This window comes from Colwellia echini (assembly GCF_002843355.2).
GTDB classification, from domain to species: domain Bacteria; phylum Pseudomonadota; class Gammaproteobacteria; order Enterobacterales; family Alteromonadaceae; genus Colwellia; species Colwellia echini.
The window spans coordinates 21,313-38,567 of the sequence record NZ_PJAI02000024.1 but is presented as its reverse complement, the minus strand read 5'-3'; the positions used below and the strand labels follow the sequence as shown (position 1 = coordinate 38,567).

Annotated in this window: 8 protein-coding genes; 5 read left to right on the top strand and 3 right to left on the bottom strand. The window is 38.0% G+C overall.

The window, feature by feature from the left end; genetic code table 11:
- From CWS31_RS15465 to CWS31_RS15435, 5 genes are all read left to right on the top strand, one after another.
- The coding region (locus tag CWS31_RS15465) for a chondroitinase-B domain-containing protein (protein WP_148747779.1) at positions 1-5,360 on the top strand (5,360 nt) is incomplete at its 5' end.
- A 1,014-nt stretch (positions 5,361-6,374) separates the two neighbouring features.
- Positions 6,375-8,126, top strand: coding sequence for a polysaccharide lyase family 7 protein (locus CWS31_RS17955; protein WP_101343984.1), 1,752 nt, complete (start codon positions 6,375-6,377; stop codon positions 8,124-8,126).
- Between the two features lie 134 nt (positions 8,127-8,260).
- Entirely contained in the window at positions 8,261-9,706 is a 1,446-nt protein-coding gene (locus CWS31_RS15455) for a 2OG-Fe(II) oxygenase (RefSeq protein ID WP_101343985.1), read from the top strand.
- A gap of 729 nt (positions 9,707-10,435) precedes the next feature.
- Positions 10,436-13,552 carry a chondroitinase-B domain-containing protein gene (locus CWS31_RS17760; protein ID WP_211355849.1) on the top strand — a complete coding sequence of 1,039 codons (3,117 nt, stop codon included), beginning with the start codon at positions 10,436-10,438 and terminating at the stop codon, positions 13,550-13,552.
- Positions 13,553-13,873: 321 nt separating this feature from the next.
- On the top strand, positions 13,874-15,694 hold the full coding sequence (locus tag CWS31_RS15435) for a monovalent cation:proton antiporter-2 (CPA2) family protein (protein ID WP_101343986.1): 1,821 nt from the start codon (positions 13,874-13,876) through the stop codon (positions 15,692-15,694).
- A gap of 103 nt (positions 15,695-15,797) precedes the next feature.
- On the opposite strand, the gene CWS31_RS15430 is transcribed toward CWS31_RS15435, so the two are convergent.
- From CWS31_RS15430 to CWS31_RS15420, 3 genes are all read right to left on the bottom strand, one after another.
- A complete protein-coding gene (locus CWS31_RS15430; RefSeq protein WP_101343987.1) occupies positions 15,798-16,166 on the bottom strand; it encodes a hypothetical protein in 369 nt (122 codons plus the stop codon).
- Positions 16,167-16,210: 44 nt separating this feature from the next.
- Positions 16,211-16,774 (bottom strand): hypothetical protein, encoded by a 564-nt coding sequence (locus tag CWS31_RS15425; RefSeq protein ID WP_101343988.1) that lies wholly within the window; start codon positions 16,772-16,774, stop codon positions 16,211-16,213.
- Between the two features lie 98 nt (positions 16,775-16,872).
- Positions 16,873-17,082: a hypothetical protein gene (locus tag CWS31_RS15420; protein ID WP_148747777.1), complete on the bottom strand. Its 210-nt coding sequence runs from the start codon at positions 17,080-17,082 to the stop codon at positions 16,873-16,875.
- Between the last annotated feature and the right edge of the window lie 173 nt (positions 17,083-17,255).

Below are 17,255 nucleotides of genomic sequence, written 5' to 3'. Positions count from 1 at the left end.
ATACTGGCGGTGGCGATACTGGCGGTGGTGATACTGGCGGTGGCGATACTGGCGGTGGTGATACTGGCGGTGGCGATACTGGCGGCGGTGATACTGGCGGCGGCGATACTGGCGCAACTTGTACTGCCGCAACTGAAAAAACAATAGCGGGTGCTTTAGCGACAGCATATCAAGAATCAAAAGACGCTTTTGGAAGCCTCGCTACCGATATGGATCCTGCAACAGCTTGGACTGTTGAAACAGTTGGTTCTGCTCCAGAGTCAATTACAATCAAATTAGCTGAAGTATCGACAATTTCTCAACTTAGTTTCTTATGGCTTAAGTCTGCCGATACAGGTCGTCAAGTTAATTATTCTGTAGAAACGTCTAATGACAATGCTACATGGGAAACAGTATTAGCTCCAACAACTGGCGCTAATAATGCTGAAGACGTTTATGACACTGTTGATGTAACTGAATCAGAAGCGCAATATGTGCGTATTACTGTAACTGGTAGCGCTGCAAGTGATTGGAATAATTTAGCCGAGGTAAAAATACTTGGTTGTGATAGTCAGGTTGCTAGCCTAAACCTTAACGATGACTCTACCTTGTTAGGTGGAACCACTTATGGATTAAATAACGATGCAGGCTCTGTGAGCGGCATGTTGTCTATATTAGATCTTGATGGTGATACTTTCACTACCCACACAGATGCAACCGGTACGGGTGGTTTCGGTACATTTACTATCGATGCTGCAGGTGCATGGACATATACTTTAGCTGACATTTCGGCGGTTACAGATTTAGCTGAAGGTGCTGAACTTCAAGATACTTTTAAAGTAACTACCTCTGATAATACAGAAACCACACTAAGCATTACTATTACCGGTGTAGCTGTGACAGTTACGCCTACACCGACTCCTAGCGATTCAAATAAAGTTGCTAAGATGACAGATACATCTACAGCGGATACTGGTGAGTTAAGATACAACCTTGATGGAGCAACTACAGGTAAATTAACAGCTTCTCTTTTAATAGAAGCAGGTAAAAGTGAATCAGCTTACATCGGGTTCTTTGGTAGCAGCACATCAACTTCAAATGTTGTAACTGATCTAAAATTTGGTAGTTCTGATGTAACAACACGTGATGGCGTTATGACACCTGTAGATTACGATGCTGATGTATGGGTAGATGTTGAAGTTTCTTGGACTGCAACACAGTTCACTGTGAAAATTGGTGACAATGCTGCTGAAACTTACACTCCAACTACTAATAGCACTACAACACCAATTGAAAATATATTGTTTAGATTCGGTGGAAGTTCAGCAACTGAAACAACTGCAATGTTTGTCGATAACATTAAACTTTATAGTGACGCTGCAGGTACTAATTTAATCTTTGAGGATGATTTCGAAAGTTATGCTGTAAATCAATCTTTAGATTCTCATACAAACACGGCTGGTACGAGTGATAACAACATTGAAGATATCAATGCTCCTACGACTTACCATAAAAACACTCAAGAAGTGATTGTTGTGGAAGTTGAAGGTAGTGGTGATACTGGCGGTGAAGTTGATAATTCTCAATCACTAGCTATTGGCGATACCGTCGCTGGCGATACTGGTGAGTTAAGATTAAAACTAGCTGATGTTAATATTGATCCATTAGTAACAGGTAAGCTTGAAGTTTCATTTAAAAAAGTTGGTGATGCAACAAACTTTGCTGTAGATGATGATACTGACGTTAAAGATGCTTACATTGGTATTTATGGTGCAAGTGCAAACAGTGGTTACGATTTAGTAGAATTACGAGTTAAAGGTCATTTAGATGACGGTAGTTTCGAAATACGTAATCAAGATGATGTTGAGGTAGATTCAACCTTCACGCAAGATGATTGGGTTAATGTTGAAATAACATGGGACGCTACTACAGCAACAGCTGAATCTGGTCCATTAATTACTATGGCTATTAACGGTGTAGCTGTGAATGCAGGTGTTGCCTTCCCTACACAAGATAGCGGAAAAACATATACTGACGATTCTAACGTAACAGTAAAAGCATTTTCAGACATTATGAATGGTGCTCAACATATTGTTTTCAAGTTTGGTGACACCGATGCAACTGTAGCGGGTACTTTCAACATTGATAATGTTAAAGTTTATTCTGACACTGCAGGTACTGCGCTTGTTTATTCAGATGACTTTGAAAACGACAAATATTCAGTAACTACAGCGCTTACTTCTAGTAATTCTGTATACACTAGCCAAACTCAAGACGCTATAATTATATCTGGTGGCCTTGCTGGTGGCGATACTGGCGGTGGCGATACTGGCGGTGGCGACACTGGCGGTGGCGATACTGGCGGTGGCGACACTGGCGGTGGCGATACTGGCGGTGGCGACACTGGCGGTGGCGATACTGGCGGTGGCGACACTGGCGGTGGCGATACTGGCGGTGGCGACACTGGCGGTGGCGATACTGGCGGTGGCGATACTGGCGGTGGCGACACTGGCGGTGGTGATACTGGCGGTGGCGATACTGGCGGTGGTGTACCAAATGCTAGCTTTGGCACGTCTGGTTATTCAGAAAGCATAGCAAGTAACTCAGATAGAGCACTTGATGTTCAAATTTGGTTTAGTGATGACGATGCCGGTGAAGAAGTAATTCAAACACAAGATAACGTAACCACTACTTACGGTACTTTTTCTATCTCAACTGATGATGGTGATCATAAGTGGCAATATACGGTAAATAAAGACAATGCCGATGTATTAGCATTAACCGAAAGCTCTGATCCGCTAACAGATATTATCCCTATTTTTTCAGTAGATGGTACTGAATCAGCAATTACAGTCACAATTACAGGCCCAGAATACCTCGACACAACAATGTTGGTTGGCGGAAATACTGTACCTGAAATTAACTGTACTCAAACAGTTACATCTATTTCAGCATTAGAAGATGCTGCTGAAGATTTAGTTGCTGGTGATACACTATGTTTAGCTGATAATAACTATACTGGACCGCTAGAATTACGCATTGACGGTATGGGTACTGCAGAGCAACCAATCACAGTTGCATCGGTAACAGCAAGTGGCGCAGTAATTTCAGGTGGTGAATCATCTATTAGAATGGGCGGCGAGCATATTATTGTTCAAGGTTTCGTATTACGTGATGGTGAATCAGGTAGCTCTATCATTAAATTTGAAAACAGTGAAGAGTGTAATTATTGTCGTGTAACTGAGGTATCAGTTATTGATATGGATAACGGTGACTTTAGCGCTTCTAAATGGGTTGAGTTCTATGGCCATCATAACCGTGTAGATCATAGTTACTTCTCTGGTAAAGAGTCTCGTGGCGCCTTAATGGTATTTGGCCGTTGGACATCTGAATCAGACTTTAACGCTTATGGTTTCCCTGCCGATTACGCGCTAATTGATTACAACTACTTTAGTGATCGTGCACCAGCATGGGGACGTGGTTACGCGGGTTCAAGTGATAACGAATATGAAGGAATTCGTATTGGTTTAAGTACTACTCACTCTGCACCATCGTATACAACTGTTGAAAACAACTACTTTGAGCGTATTCAAGGTGAAGCTGAAATTATTTCTAATAAATCAGCTAACAACATTATTCGCAATAATACAGTTCGTGATAGTAACGGCTCTATTGTAAGTCGTCATGGTGAAGGTGCTAATATTAGCAATAACTTCATTTTTGGTGATGACAACCCATTTTCAGGCGGTATCCGTTTAGTTGATGGTGAGCATACAATAACTAATAACTACATTGAAGGTGCGCGTTTCCTAAGCTCTAACTGGAATGGTGGTATTGTATTAACCACTGGTGATGGTTCAGGTGATACTGACAACGGCTATCAAGATGTTGAAAATGTGTTAGTGGCATACAACACCATTGTTGACAGTGTAAATAGTTTAAATGTTTCTGGTGGTAATAATAATACTGCACCATCAAATGTATATTTTATTAATAACGTTATTGCTGGCGCAATTGGTCCAGTAATTCGTACTAACGATGAAAATATGCCAAGTGGAACATACGATGGTAACTACGTACATGGCCAATCATTATCTGATGACGGCACAACATCTTTAGCTGGTTTTACTTTTGAAGATGCTATGCTAGAAAAAGACAGTAACGGTTTATACCGCACTACAATGTCTAGCCCTTCATTAACAGCCGCAGTAGTAGATACTGGTAGCTTCATTCAACCAACTACTGATATGGACGGTCAAACGCGTTCTGATATGACTACATCGGGTGCTGATGAAGAATCAACTTCACCTGTTATTTTACAGCCGTTAACTCCTGCAGATGTAGGTCCTACTATTGCACCTACACCAGGCAAAGTTTACGTTCAAAAAGTTGATATTGCTAACCATGACTTTGATAGCGGTGACTTAACTGGCTGGACAGATAATGGTGGCGTTATTGTTACTTCAGCAAATGCTATTGATGATGTCTTCTCTCGAGGCTACTCATTGAAAATTGACAGCAATGCTGCAAATGCTGCGCAAACAGTTATTGTTGAACCTAATACTAACTATACCTTGTCTGCATTTATGAAAGGTACTGCTCAGTTATCTGTAACAGTTGACGGTCAAACTTATGCTGCTGAACGTAAATCAAGCGACTATGGTTTTAGCTCTGTTAGCTTTAGCTCTGGTGCAGCTACCTCTGCAGTAATTACAGCAATGGTTGATAGTGGCGTAACAAATGAATATGTTACTGATGCTGACTTTGTTGGTTTTAAAGCTGGCGGTGATGCTTGGACTCTGTCTGAAAGTAGCAATGGCGGTGGCGGTGATGTAGGCACATCAAGTAACACAGCGTCTGGCTCTGATGGTTCAGTTAAATTAGGTTATACCTATTTAGAACACGCTAATTCAAGCCCTAGCGTTAGTCAGAGTATCAGTCTAGATGCTAATAAAGATTATGAATTCTCATTAGATTTATTAGTTAAAAGCGATTCAGCTGGTGCCGCGATAATTCTACGTATTGAAGGTGATAACTCTGTTATTATCGATGACTTAGAATTAAGTATGGCTGACATGACAGATGTTGATTTAGATGATGGTTTTGAACGTTACACTCAAGCCGTAAACTCTGCTGATAATACTTCAGCAACTATCACCATCTCATTTAAGCCACAAGCTATTCAAGGTGACACCTCAGCTACTGCTTTAGACGGAAAGTTATCATCAGATAATGCAAAAGAGAACGAACTACGTGTTGATAATGTTTCTTTAACTGCTGAAGGCGTGCCTACAGACGGTACTGAAGCATTCTTCGATAGTATTCGCTTAGTGTCAATGCCGTTATCTGAAGCAGAATCTAGTGCTGCAGAAAATGAGTAATACTATTAACCTATAGTAAATAATTAACACCACTAAATCTTGAACTAAAATAATGGATTTGTGGTGTTAACATAAAATATCTGGGGCTTTTTTAGCCCCTTTTTTATACCTTGAAATACCTAACCTGAGTTCGGGATAAGCAAAATGCTACAACAGCCTTAATTATCCGTATTACTGCGTTACGAAAGCTCCCAATAACCCGTTATTGGCTTCGCTTTCCCGCCTTGTACTACGAATAATTAAAACTATTGTAGATACGTGAATACAAATAGTTGATATTGTTATACTTTACAATTTCATTATCCCGAACTCAGGTTACCTATTAAACAGTTAATCCTGTGTTATGTTCAATGACGCAAGCTTAAGCTTACCAAACAACCCAACCTAATTTACCAAAAATAAGTTAATGTAAAACCAATAACAAACCAACACAAAACCAACACAAAACCAATTAACCCAAACTTTTTATAGTATAAATATTTATATATTTTTGTATCCCTCTCCTTTTCATTAATACTAAAGATATTAATAAAGAAAACACTAGGCACATATATATATATAGAATAAAAACAACTAATTACCAAGATTCATTTCAAAAACAAACATAAAAAAAACATCTCAAAAAAATTAATAAACCTACCTCTAACGCTTACAAAAACTAACCAAGCCAGAGCCCGGCTAGAGTTAAAACTCTATTAAATAATTGTGACGTAAATGTAATAAAGTGTTGTAAGTGTCATGCAAATGCAATATAAATGGGTTAGGAAAAGATGGATTTATTTCTGTATAACAAACTTTTTAAAATAAAATTGGTCAACCGTTGGGTGTTTATGGGTATGACCAATAGATTTAACAATAAAATATTAGTGACACATGTTGTGAGTTGTTACACCGTAAAACCTCACTAACTGCCAATGTAAAAATTGACACTGTGAAATAAAAATAACAAAAAGCAGACAAGATCAACGGGCAGATTGTTGAACTAATAAAACAATAATTAGGAATATATACATAATGAATACAAAATTAACTTACACTGCAGCAATCATTGCCGCAACGTTATCAATGAGTACATTAAGCGCTCACGCAGCATCAGTATCAATTAACAACGCAGGCTTTGAAGATCAGTTTAGCGGTTGGTCAGATACCGATCCTTCAGCTATTTCTAGCGATGAACATACAGGTTCAAGAGCCGCAAAAATAACTGGCTCTGCTGGTAAATTTGAACAACAAGTAAGTGTTACAGCAAATACAAATTACACCTTATCAGCATATATTGATGGCTCTGGTAAAATTGGCGCTGTAGTTAACGGTAGCACAACATCTGCTACTGGTGGCGGTGATGATGGTTATGAACAAGTATCTGTTTCGTTTAACTCAGGCTCTGCAACTTCTATTACTATTTTTGGTGCTTACGGTGGTGATGAAGGTCGTTTTGATGACTTTACACTAGATTCAACTGGCACTGTTACTCCTACACCAACTCCAACGCCTACACCGACTCCAACTCCTACACCAACGCCAGTTCAAATTAGCATTTCAGCAAGTTCTGATGATGGTAACGGTGCTGAAAATGCTATCGATAGTGATTTAGATACTCGTTGGTCTGCAAATGGTAATGGCCAATGGTTAAGCTTAGACTTAGGTTCAGAACAAGAATTATCAGGTGTTGATATTGCTTTTTACAAAGGCTCTGATCGTAGCAGCGACTTTGAAATTGAAGTTAGCTCTGATAATAATAACTGGGTACAAGCAGTTAGTTTAACAGCAAGCTCTGGTGGCAGCACTGGTCTTGAGCGTTTTGATTTTGATCAAGCTATTGATGCACGATATGTACGCTACACAGGTTACGGTAACTCTTCTAATTCTTGGAACAGTGTAACTGAATTCGCAGCAATTGATTGTTCAAATGGTTGTTCAACAGTTACTCCAACACCTACGCCGACACCAACGGTAACCCCTACTCCTACACCAACCCCTACTCCTACTCCTACGCCGACGCCTACACCAACCCCTACTCCTGTGGGTGACGCTAATGCGCCGTCTGATTTAATGAGTAATTTCAACCAATGGAAAATGACTTTCCCTGACGGTGTTGAAGAGAAAAAACTTGAAGGTGTTACTAACGAATACTTCTACGTAAATGACGACAAAGACGGTATCGTATTTTTTGCTCCGATGAGAAGTGATAACGGCTCAACACCTAACTCAGATTACATTCGCTCTGAACTTCGCGAACGTACTGAAGATGGTAGCGCAGACATTTACTGGACTACTGACGGTACTCACGTAGTATATTCTAAGCAAGCTATTACCCATTTACCAATTGTTAAGCCACACCTTGTAGCAACTCAAATTCATGGTGATAAATCTGCCGGTATTGATGACGCACTAGTACTAAGACTAGAAAATGAACATCTTTTCTTAAGCTTTAACGGTGGTAAACTAAGAAGCAATGTTACTGTTAAAACTGATTATTCATTAGGTACTGTACATGAAGTAATGTTCGAAGTTATCGACGGTAAGCATTACGTTTACTACAGTGAAGATGGCAACCTTAAAAATGCTTACTCAAACGGTAATGCTGCACAGTACTTAGTTAAAGATGGTTCTAATGATTATGTTATGGATCTTAACTACGATAAGTCTTACTTTAAAGTAGGTAACTACACGCAAAGTAATTCAGAAAAAGAAGGCGATTACACAGACCACGAAGATAATTACGGTGAAGTGATTGTGTATGATTTCTTTGTTCAACATGATTAATTTTAATTTAATCATTAACTAGGGTATCCTCATAAGAGGCTCAATAGTTAAACGTTAACCATAAAAGCCTGAGCATGCTCAGGCTTTTATATTTTTGAATTTTGATAAATATTACTTAATAGGTTTAATGTGGTATGAAAAAAACATTTACTGATGATTGGATTAACTGGATTAATACCAATGTTGCAAACGGCCAGGATAAAGATGGTTTGTTCAAAATATTGTTAGACGAAGGTTACTCCTTTGATGCTATAGCAAAGCAAATGAATTACAAACCTTCAACCACAACAGATAAACTAATTAACCCGTTTGAGCAAGCTCGCCAGAAAAAACAAGCCAGAGCGATTCAAGATAAAAATAATAACCGAGTAAAAGCTAAACGTAGCGAAATTTTTATACCTAACGCCAAGCGTTTTATTAGTAATGATTTAGAACTATATACCGTAGACAATTTTTTAAATGAAGTTGAATGCAATAAAATTATAAAATTGATTCGCTCAAAGCTTCGCCCCTCAGAGCTAACTTCTGCTGAAGCAGATGCAGCTTATCGAACCAGCAGAACTTGTGATTTAGGTAAGTTAAATAATAAGTTCATGGAGGAAATAGACCAACGTATTTGCGATATGATTGGCATTGATGAATCGTATTCTGAAGTTGTGCAAGGACAACTTTACGAAGTAGGTCAACAATTTAAAGCACACACAGATTATTTTGAGTCTCATGAAATAGAGCAATTTGGTGCACTAATGGGACAACGAACTTATACTTTTATGATTTATTTAAACGACGTTGAACAAGGCGGTGAAACGGCTTTTGTTAACGTTGGAGAATCAATAAAACCTAAAACAGGTATGGCGGTTGTATGGAATAGCTTACGCCCAAATGGCCGTACAAACGCTGATAGCATGCATCACGGTATGCCAGTAATTAAAGGCTATAAAGCAGTAATCACTAAGTGGTTTAGAACTTATAGTCGTTTAACGCCAGCACCAAGTATGCTCAGTAAAAGCAAAAATGAATACGTGCCCAACTTTACCAAAACGGGGTTTAAAAAGAGCCAATTACCGAAACCTTTATTTGATAAAATCACTCAATTCTATCAAGAAAACAAACATTCCATTGTTGATGAACACGTCCCTGGTGACTTTATTTACAATCAAAGTAATAACTTAAATAAGTCTAAAACCCACAAAAAAAGCAGTGCATTAGTTGAGCTAAGCGATACATTACGAGAAGAAATACACAACACGATGAAACCAATATTAGAGCAATGGTCTGGTCAAAAATTAGCGCCGACTTATGTTTACGGTATTCGGGTGTATTTTGATGGTGCTGTACTTAAAATGCACCGAGATCGCATTGAAACTCATATTATCAGCGTGATCCTCAATGTTGATCAAGATGTAAAACAAGATTGGCCATTAGAGATTGAAGATAATTATTACCGTAAACATCAAGTGATGTTAAAGCCTGGCGAAATGATATTCTACGAAGGCGCTCGATTATCTCATGGCAGACCCACACCATTAAAAGGAAATAGTTACGCTAATATTTTCTGTCATTTTTTACCTCAATCTTAGTAATTATACAGATCGGTCACACCCAGATCAGCCATTATTTACTACTTAATTAAGACAATAAACTATATTTTTTGTCTTAATTAAGATAGTAAAACCCATACCAAGGACTTATCTTAGTTTCAATTCCCGCCAACAACCACCTAACCAAAATCAAATTAAAATTATTACCAATATAAAATTAAAGCTCACCTCCATTATTAACTGGTTATTCATTTTTTAAATCACATACCAATAACAAAAAAGCACCAATTAAAACCGTAAACCACTGATAAATAAATCAATTAACACATGAGAAACAATAAGTATATTGATGGAAATAACCAATTAATCTAGCTTCAATAGCCAAAACACAATTTTTAGCATACCAATATACCAAAACCCACCTGACCAATTGAATATAAAAAGAACTGAATTGTTGCTAAAATGTTAAAAATGTAATATAAAAGAGTCAGGAAAACATGGAGTGACTCCTAACAATCATTACCAATAAGCCACAAGTTGGTAAAACCAATGGTCAAACAGGTAATAACAGTAAGATGATAATAATAAAATAACGTCCACAACAATGAGAGCATTTCCAACCTTTTATAACTTAATAAGGCTGGTAGTGCGTTTCACTACTCAATAATTGTTCATCTATAAACTTGCCTGCCAAATAACAAAAGCACGCAGCTTAACCGATGAATAAATTATAAGGACATCTAAAAACAATTGAGGAATATAATTATAATGAATACTAAAATAAAATATTTAGCTACAGCTATTGCAGCTTCGCTAGCGCTATCTACAGGTGCAGCCCATGCATTAACCGTTTCTTCATCATCAAATGATGGTAACGGCCCTGAAAATACAATAGATAACAACTTAGATACTCGTTGGTCAGCAAATGGCGATGGTGAATATCTTCAATACGATTTAGGTCAAAGCGTAAATATTGAATCTATCGATATAGCCTTTTATAAAGGCGATGAACGCACATCAACATTTGACGTTTTAACTTCTGCAGATGGTTCATCATGGACTACTGTATACAGTGGTACTCAAGACACTAGTACAACAAGCCAATTTAACGTTGCACTAGAATCTTCAGTTGGTCAATACGTACAAGTTGTTGGTTACGGTAATACATCTAACAGCTGGAATAGTATTACTGAGGTTGATATTAATACTTCATCTGTTATATCAAATCCAGGTGATGTAACCGCTGTTCCTGCGTTAATTCAAGCAGAAGATTACAATGACTTCTCTGATAACTCAGCAGGTAATAGCGGTGGTGAATATCGTACTGATAATGTTGATGTACAAGTCACTTCAGATACAGGCGGCGGTTACAATGTTGGTTGGATTAAATCAGGCGAATGGCTTGAATACCCAATTTTTGTAAGCGATGAAGGCACATTTACTGCCGATATTCGTCTTGCGTCAAAAAAATCAACTGGTGCATTTAATGTTTTAGTTGATGGTAATGTTACTGATAGTGTTGCTTTAACTGCAACAGGTGGCTGGCAATCATGGTCAACTCAAACAGTTGATTTAGGTGAATTAAGTGCTGGCGAACATACAATTCGTATTGCGGTTACGGGTAATGATTTCAATCTAAATTGGATTGATGTTAAAGCTTCAGACACTGATGACGGCGGCGATAATGGCGGCGGAGATACGGGTACCTTAGATTGGGATATGTCAGTTTGGGATTTAGAAGGTGGCGATAATGGCCTTGACCCTATCGTTGGTAACTCAATGGTATTTGATGCCTTAGCTGCACAGCACGTTACACCAAACGGTAACGGTTGGAGACACGAGCTTAAAATTGCTTCTAGCGAACGTGTTGCTATGACTGAAGTTTATGAAAACTTCCAAGCAAACATCAAGTTAGACATTTCAACTGGCTCAAAAATGATTGTTGCACAGCATCATGCAAGCGATACGGGTACTATCGTAAAACTTTATGTATCTGATTCAAGCGAATCTGGCTTTGATGACAGTACTGCAAATAACGGCATTTTCGATGTTTACGTGCGTATGGCTAAAGAAGATGGCTCTGGTGAAGAAAAATTTGCACTAGGTACTATCGAAAGCGGTGATAATTTCGATTTCCAAATTATTAACGATTACGGTTATGTAACAGTAAGATCTTCAATAAATGGTGAAGAAAATGAATACAGCTTAGCCATTGAAGATAGTTCAGAGTCTTACTTGAAGTTTGGTAACTACTTACAAGCACAAGATGCTGAAACGCGTGAAGACGTGGATGATTCAGCAGACTGGGCTGATTTTTATGAAGATGCAGGCATCACTGAAAGTAAATTAACTTTCACTAACCTAAGCTATGTTCGTTTATTTGACGGCGAAACTGATGGCGAAGTAGTTGGTGGTGGTGATAATGGCGGCGGTGATGACGGCGGTAATGACGGCGACAATGGCGGTGATGACGGCGACAATGGCGGTGATGACGGCGACAATGGTGGTGATGACGGCGACAATGGCGGTGATGATGGTGTTGTTGATTGTAATGTAACTGATACTTGTCCAGAGCAAGGTGGTGATTTTGTTGGTAATGGTACAGTAATTACTACTTCTCCTGGCGACCTAGCAGACACACTTGCTAGCGCAAAAGCGGGTGATGAAATAATAGTAACGGGTAGTGCTGATGAAATTTCAATTAAAAACCTTAATTTCTCTTCACCTGTATTAGTTCGTGCTGCCACTATTGGTGGTACTACGTTAACAAGCATCGCGCTTACTAGTACTAACAATATTATATTCAGTGGTTTTGTGTATGGTCCAAATGAAGACGCAAGTACCTTGTTTAAAATTGTTGACTCTACCAATATCGGAATTTTACGTAGTGTATTTGACCATAAAGATGTAACAACGGGTCAAAACTCAATCATCATGGCAGGTCCTAGTCAATTCATTGAAATTGCTTACAATACATTCCGTGATAAAAACGTTACGCATAGAGAAGGTGGTAAAAATACCGGTAGCTTCATTAAGTATCAGTACGAAACTGGTGCAGGTATGACTAAAGATACACATGTTCATCACAACTACTTTAAAAACATTCCTGCTTATGTAGCTACTGGAAATACGGTTCCTGAAGGTGACTCAGACCGTGAAGCGATTGTAATGGGTATTGCTGATTCGCAAGATGAAGTTACTAACAACCTTGTTGAATATAACTTATTTGATAACTGTGATGGTGAAAATGAAATCATTACCGTGAAAACATCAGGTAACGAATTTAGCAACAATACTTTCATTAACTCTATGGGTTCATTATCTTTCCGTTTAGGTCATGATAACGTAGCACACAGCAACCAATTCTACGGAAGTGGTGACAGTGCTGTATGGACTGATGAGAACTATCAAACCGGTGGTATTCGTGTATATGGTGCAGACCATGTTATTTACAATAACTACATGGAAGGATTATCAGGTGATTCATGGAGATTACCACTGTTATTAGATAATGGTGATCAAAGTGATACGCTTGGTAACGATAGCCATCAGAATGTTACTGGTGCTAATGTTTACGGCAATACCATTGTAAATAGTAATGGTGGCGTTCATATTGGTCGTGCAGACTCTAAGTACGGCAATTCACCAACTAATAATACAATCACTGATAATACTGTTGTAAGTAGCCAAGGTTTGTTATTTGAAAATGACGCTAACAGCTCTACAAACAATTGGTCAGGTAACAAAGTTTATGCAACTGGTTCAGCAACAGCGGCTAGCGGTGGAGCATTAAGTAATTCTGAATTGAACGTGTTAAGCAGTTCACCTTCAATCAATGCTCCTACACCACTTACACCAAGTGATGTAGGTCCAAGCGCACCTTAATAGTTAATTATTAATTGTAGCGTTTGTTTTTAAGTGATTATTTTAGTTGCTCAATCTCAAATGCTTAACTCAATTAAGATAAATTAAGTTGAGTTAATTTACATTAGTTAACTGTACAATCTACAAGCCGACCTATTCATGGTCGGCTTTTTATTACCTCGTCAAACATAAAATATATTTGATATACACACATTGATAAACTTCAAACATCAAGCTGTCATTCTCGATATTATATTAACCTTAAAAATCATCCGCGCATTACATCAGTTACCTGTTATTATTAAATATTTTTAGATAGTTTTGAATTCTCAGGAGTAAACGATGTTAGAAATGGCTGTGATATATCTTGCTGCGGCAATTATTGCTGTACCTATCGCTAAGCGTATTGGCTTAGGCTCAGTGTTAGGTTATTTACTCGCGGGCATTCTCATTGGTCCTTTTTTACTCGGTTTAGTAGGCGACCAAACTGACGTTATGCACTTTGCCGAATTTGGCGTGGTGATGATGTTATTTTTAGTCGGCCTTGAATTACAACCTTCGCGGTTATGGAAACTAAGACATTCCATTGTTGGTTTAGGTGGTTTGCAAGTTATTTTAACAACCATAGCTATAAGCGCCGCCTGTTACACTATTCTTGCTTTAACATGGCAAACATCGCTAGCTATTGGCTTAATGCTGGCTCTGTCGTCAACCGCTATTGTTTTACAAACACTCAACGAGAAAGGCTGGACTAAACAAGAAGCAGGACAAAACGCATTTTCGGTATTACTTTTTCAAGATATTGCCGTCATCCCTATTTTAGCTTTAGTGCCCTTATTAGCTTTGAGTGATGCTAAACAAGCAACAGCTGAGCAAGGGAATTTAATACATCATCTACCCATCTTTACCCAAACAGCGATATCAATTGGCGTTATCGCGGCTATTATTTTTGTGGGGAAATACATTTCAGGGCCCCTGTTTCGTTATATTGCCGAAACGCGCTTGCGCGAACTATTTACCGTAGTCGCTTTATTCCTCGTCATTGTTATTGCCGTTATCATGCACAAAATAGGCTTATCGCCTGCCCTTGGTACCTTTTTAGCCGGTGTTGTTTTAGCCGAAAGTGAATTTAGACATGAATTAGAAGTAGATATAGAACCCTTTAAAGGGTTATTGCTGGGTTTATTCTTTATTACCGTAGGTGCATCAATTGACTTTCCGTTACTATTTGACGAATTAGGTTTAGTCACACTGCTAGTGATATCACTAATTATCATTAAAGCCGCGGTATTATTTTTATTAGCTAATTTATTTAAGATGGCAAAAAAACAGAAACTATTATTTACCCTTGCTTTAGCACAAGGTGGTGAGTTTGCTTTTGTCCTTTTATCACTTACCTCTTCATTGCAAATACTAACGCCTGAACAAAGTAAAATTACAACATTGGTGGTGGCTATTTCAATGCTAATGGCACCTGTTTTATTAATTATCTATGAAAAAACGCTCACTAATGAACATAACAATGCTCCTGAATTTGATAAACCGGAAGATATAGAAGCAACCAAAAGTGTCATTATTGCTGGCTATGGACGTTTTGGACAAATTGTTGGCCGCTTACTTAGCTCGCAAGGCTACCATTTGTCTATTTTAGATCATAGCCCTAGCCAAATTGAGTTATTAAAAAGATTTGGCAATAAAATTTTCTATGGTGATGCAGCAAGACAAGATTTACTAGAAGCCTCTGGCGCAAAAGAAGCACAGCTATTAGTAATAGCGATTGATGATCCCGATAAGATTATCGAAATTGCTTTACTTGCTAAAAAGCATTATCCCAATTTACAGATTGCAGCCAGAGCGATTGATCGTAATCATGCTTATGAATTATTACGTATTGGCGTGCAAACAATTAAACGTGAAACATTCGAATCCGCATTAGAGCTTGGCATTGCCGCGTTGGAGTTACTTGGTAATAGTAAAGCAAGCTCACAACATGCAGGTAAATTATTTTCCGATCATGATAAAGAGTCAATGCATGTTCTGTCTGAAGTATGGGGTGATGATAAGAGTTACGGCATTGCAGTAAAACAGCGTACCGAGTTACTGCAGCAAATACTAACTAAAGATAAAGAAGAACAGCGCAAAATGCAGGCTTGTCAAAAATAAAAGGAAATATGAAATAGAGCCCGCAACAAACATCCTGTGATGTAAATAACTTTACTGCGTATTTACTTCACAATTAACAATTGATGGCTGTCCCAAATTAGTTTTATGATGACTCATCAAAACGTACATGAATAATATTTGATGTAACCGTTCCAATCGAACACATAATATAATAATCGCCGCTACCATCGAAGGCTATTTTATCAAATAGGTTAAAGTTGAATGAGCCTGAGCAGCCACTCTCAGTTGCAATTACATCATCATCAAAAACAACAACGTCTTTAAATGGATTTACTGATTGATAGTTAGCGGTTCGCGTCACTACAAGCGCTATATGTTTTAATACGGCTCCGGCGTGAACACTTAAACCATCACTTTTATAATTAACCTTAAACTTACCTGTTATCCGTATCTGCTGCTCTCCTTTAATAGGTGACAGCTGAAGAACCATAAAAGATACATCATTATTCATAATATTTGTCACTATCCTTACCTGCTACCTTTATGATTGAAGATTTATTTTTCCATACTTGTTTTAATAGTTACGGTATTAGATTTATATTCACCTAAGGTTGCATAAACATGGTAGCTAGCATCCATAATAGGAATCCCTAAATCATGAACCAAATCAAAATTGAAATTATCAGATATCAATACGTCACCATCTTTTTCACTACGGGGACGCTCAGATAAATTATTAATAAAATCAGGCTCCGGTAAAAGGTCCGGCTGTGGCATTCTGCCTGAATACGACTCTCCAGTGGCTTGGTTTACGGCAATAACTAAAATCGTATCTGAAAAATTCCCTTTTAGCCCCATACTTTTGTAAGGTAAGCGAATTAAACCAGCAACCATAAGTCTTAAAGGCCCCTCTGTTTCTCCCCATGGACCAACAGGGTTATCAGCAAAGGATACACCTTTTGGCCACAGAACCTCTTTAGGTGCATTAATTAAAATCCCCGAATAGGTACTAAAAAAAGAATCTGTTAACTTCGGCGAACAATCATTTTCCGAATTATTAGCATTAGTAATCGTACTAAAATCACAATTAATTGGGATTTCATAAAGAGATTCTGACATTATTACATTTCCTTTTTGTATTGGTTTATTAGCACAAGAACATAAAACTAAACTAAGTAAAATTATCACCGCACTTTTATATTTACACATTAATAAAATCAAGAGAATGAAAGATCTAATTTTTTAACTATGTCCGTACAATCTACACAATAGTCTAATGGTGAAGATGCTGAAGATGTCCCCGTAGCACCAAAGAGCACACAACCTGGGGTGCCTGACCACTTATTTTTAGATGCATCATAAGTTAAAGATCCACTTTCACAATGAGGGCCTTGATGGCCTTTGTCATCATCAAAAATAAAGGACATCCAAAAATTTTTAATAATAGACAATATCGTACATAAAAAGCTTTGCCAAATTATACAATCGTATATATTGAATTTTTCTATAAATTTATTCAGCTTATCTAACATGTTATACAACAAATTAATGAATTTCGTACACGCGAATGCCAGCGTGTCGCTGTTTCTTTAAGGGGATA

Excerpts from the sequence above, each read along its gene's own strand:
- CWS31_RS17955 (WP_101343984.1), top strand. The coding sequence starts at position 6,375 with ATGAATACAAAATTAACTTACACTGCAGCAATCATTGCCGCAACGTTA.
- CWS31_RS15455 (WP_101343985.1), top strand. The coding sequence starts at position 8,261 with ATGAAAAAAACATTTACTGATGATTGGATTAACTGGATTAATACCAAT.
- CWS31_RS17760 (WP_211355849.1), top strand. The coding sequence starts at position 10,436 with ATGAATACTAAAATAAAATATTTAGCTACAGCTATTGCAGCTTCGCTA.
- CWS31_RS15435 (WP_101343986.1), top strand. The coding sequence starts at position 13,874 with ATGTTAGAAATGGCTGTGATATATCTTGCTGCGGCAATTATTGCTGTA.
- CWS31_RS15430 (WP_101343987.1), bottom strand. The coding sequence starts at position 16,166 with ATGAATAATGATGTATCTTTTATGGTTCTTCAGCTGTCACCTATTAAA.
- CWS31_RS15425 (WP_101343988.1), bottom strand. The coding sequence starts at position 16,774 with ATGTCAGAATCTCTTTATGAAATCCCAATTAATTGTGATTTTAGTACG.
- CWS31_RS15420 (WP_148747777.1), bottom strand. The coding sequence starts at position 17,082 with ATGTCCTTTATTTTTGATGATGACAAAGGCCATCAAGGCCCTCATTGT.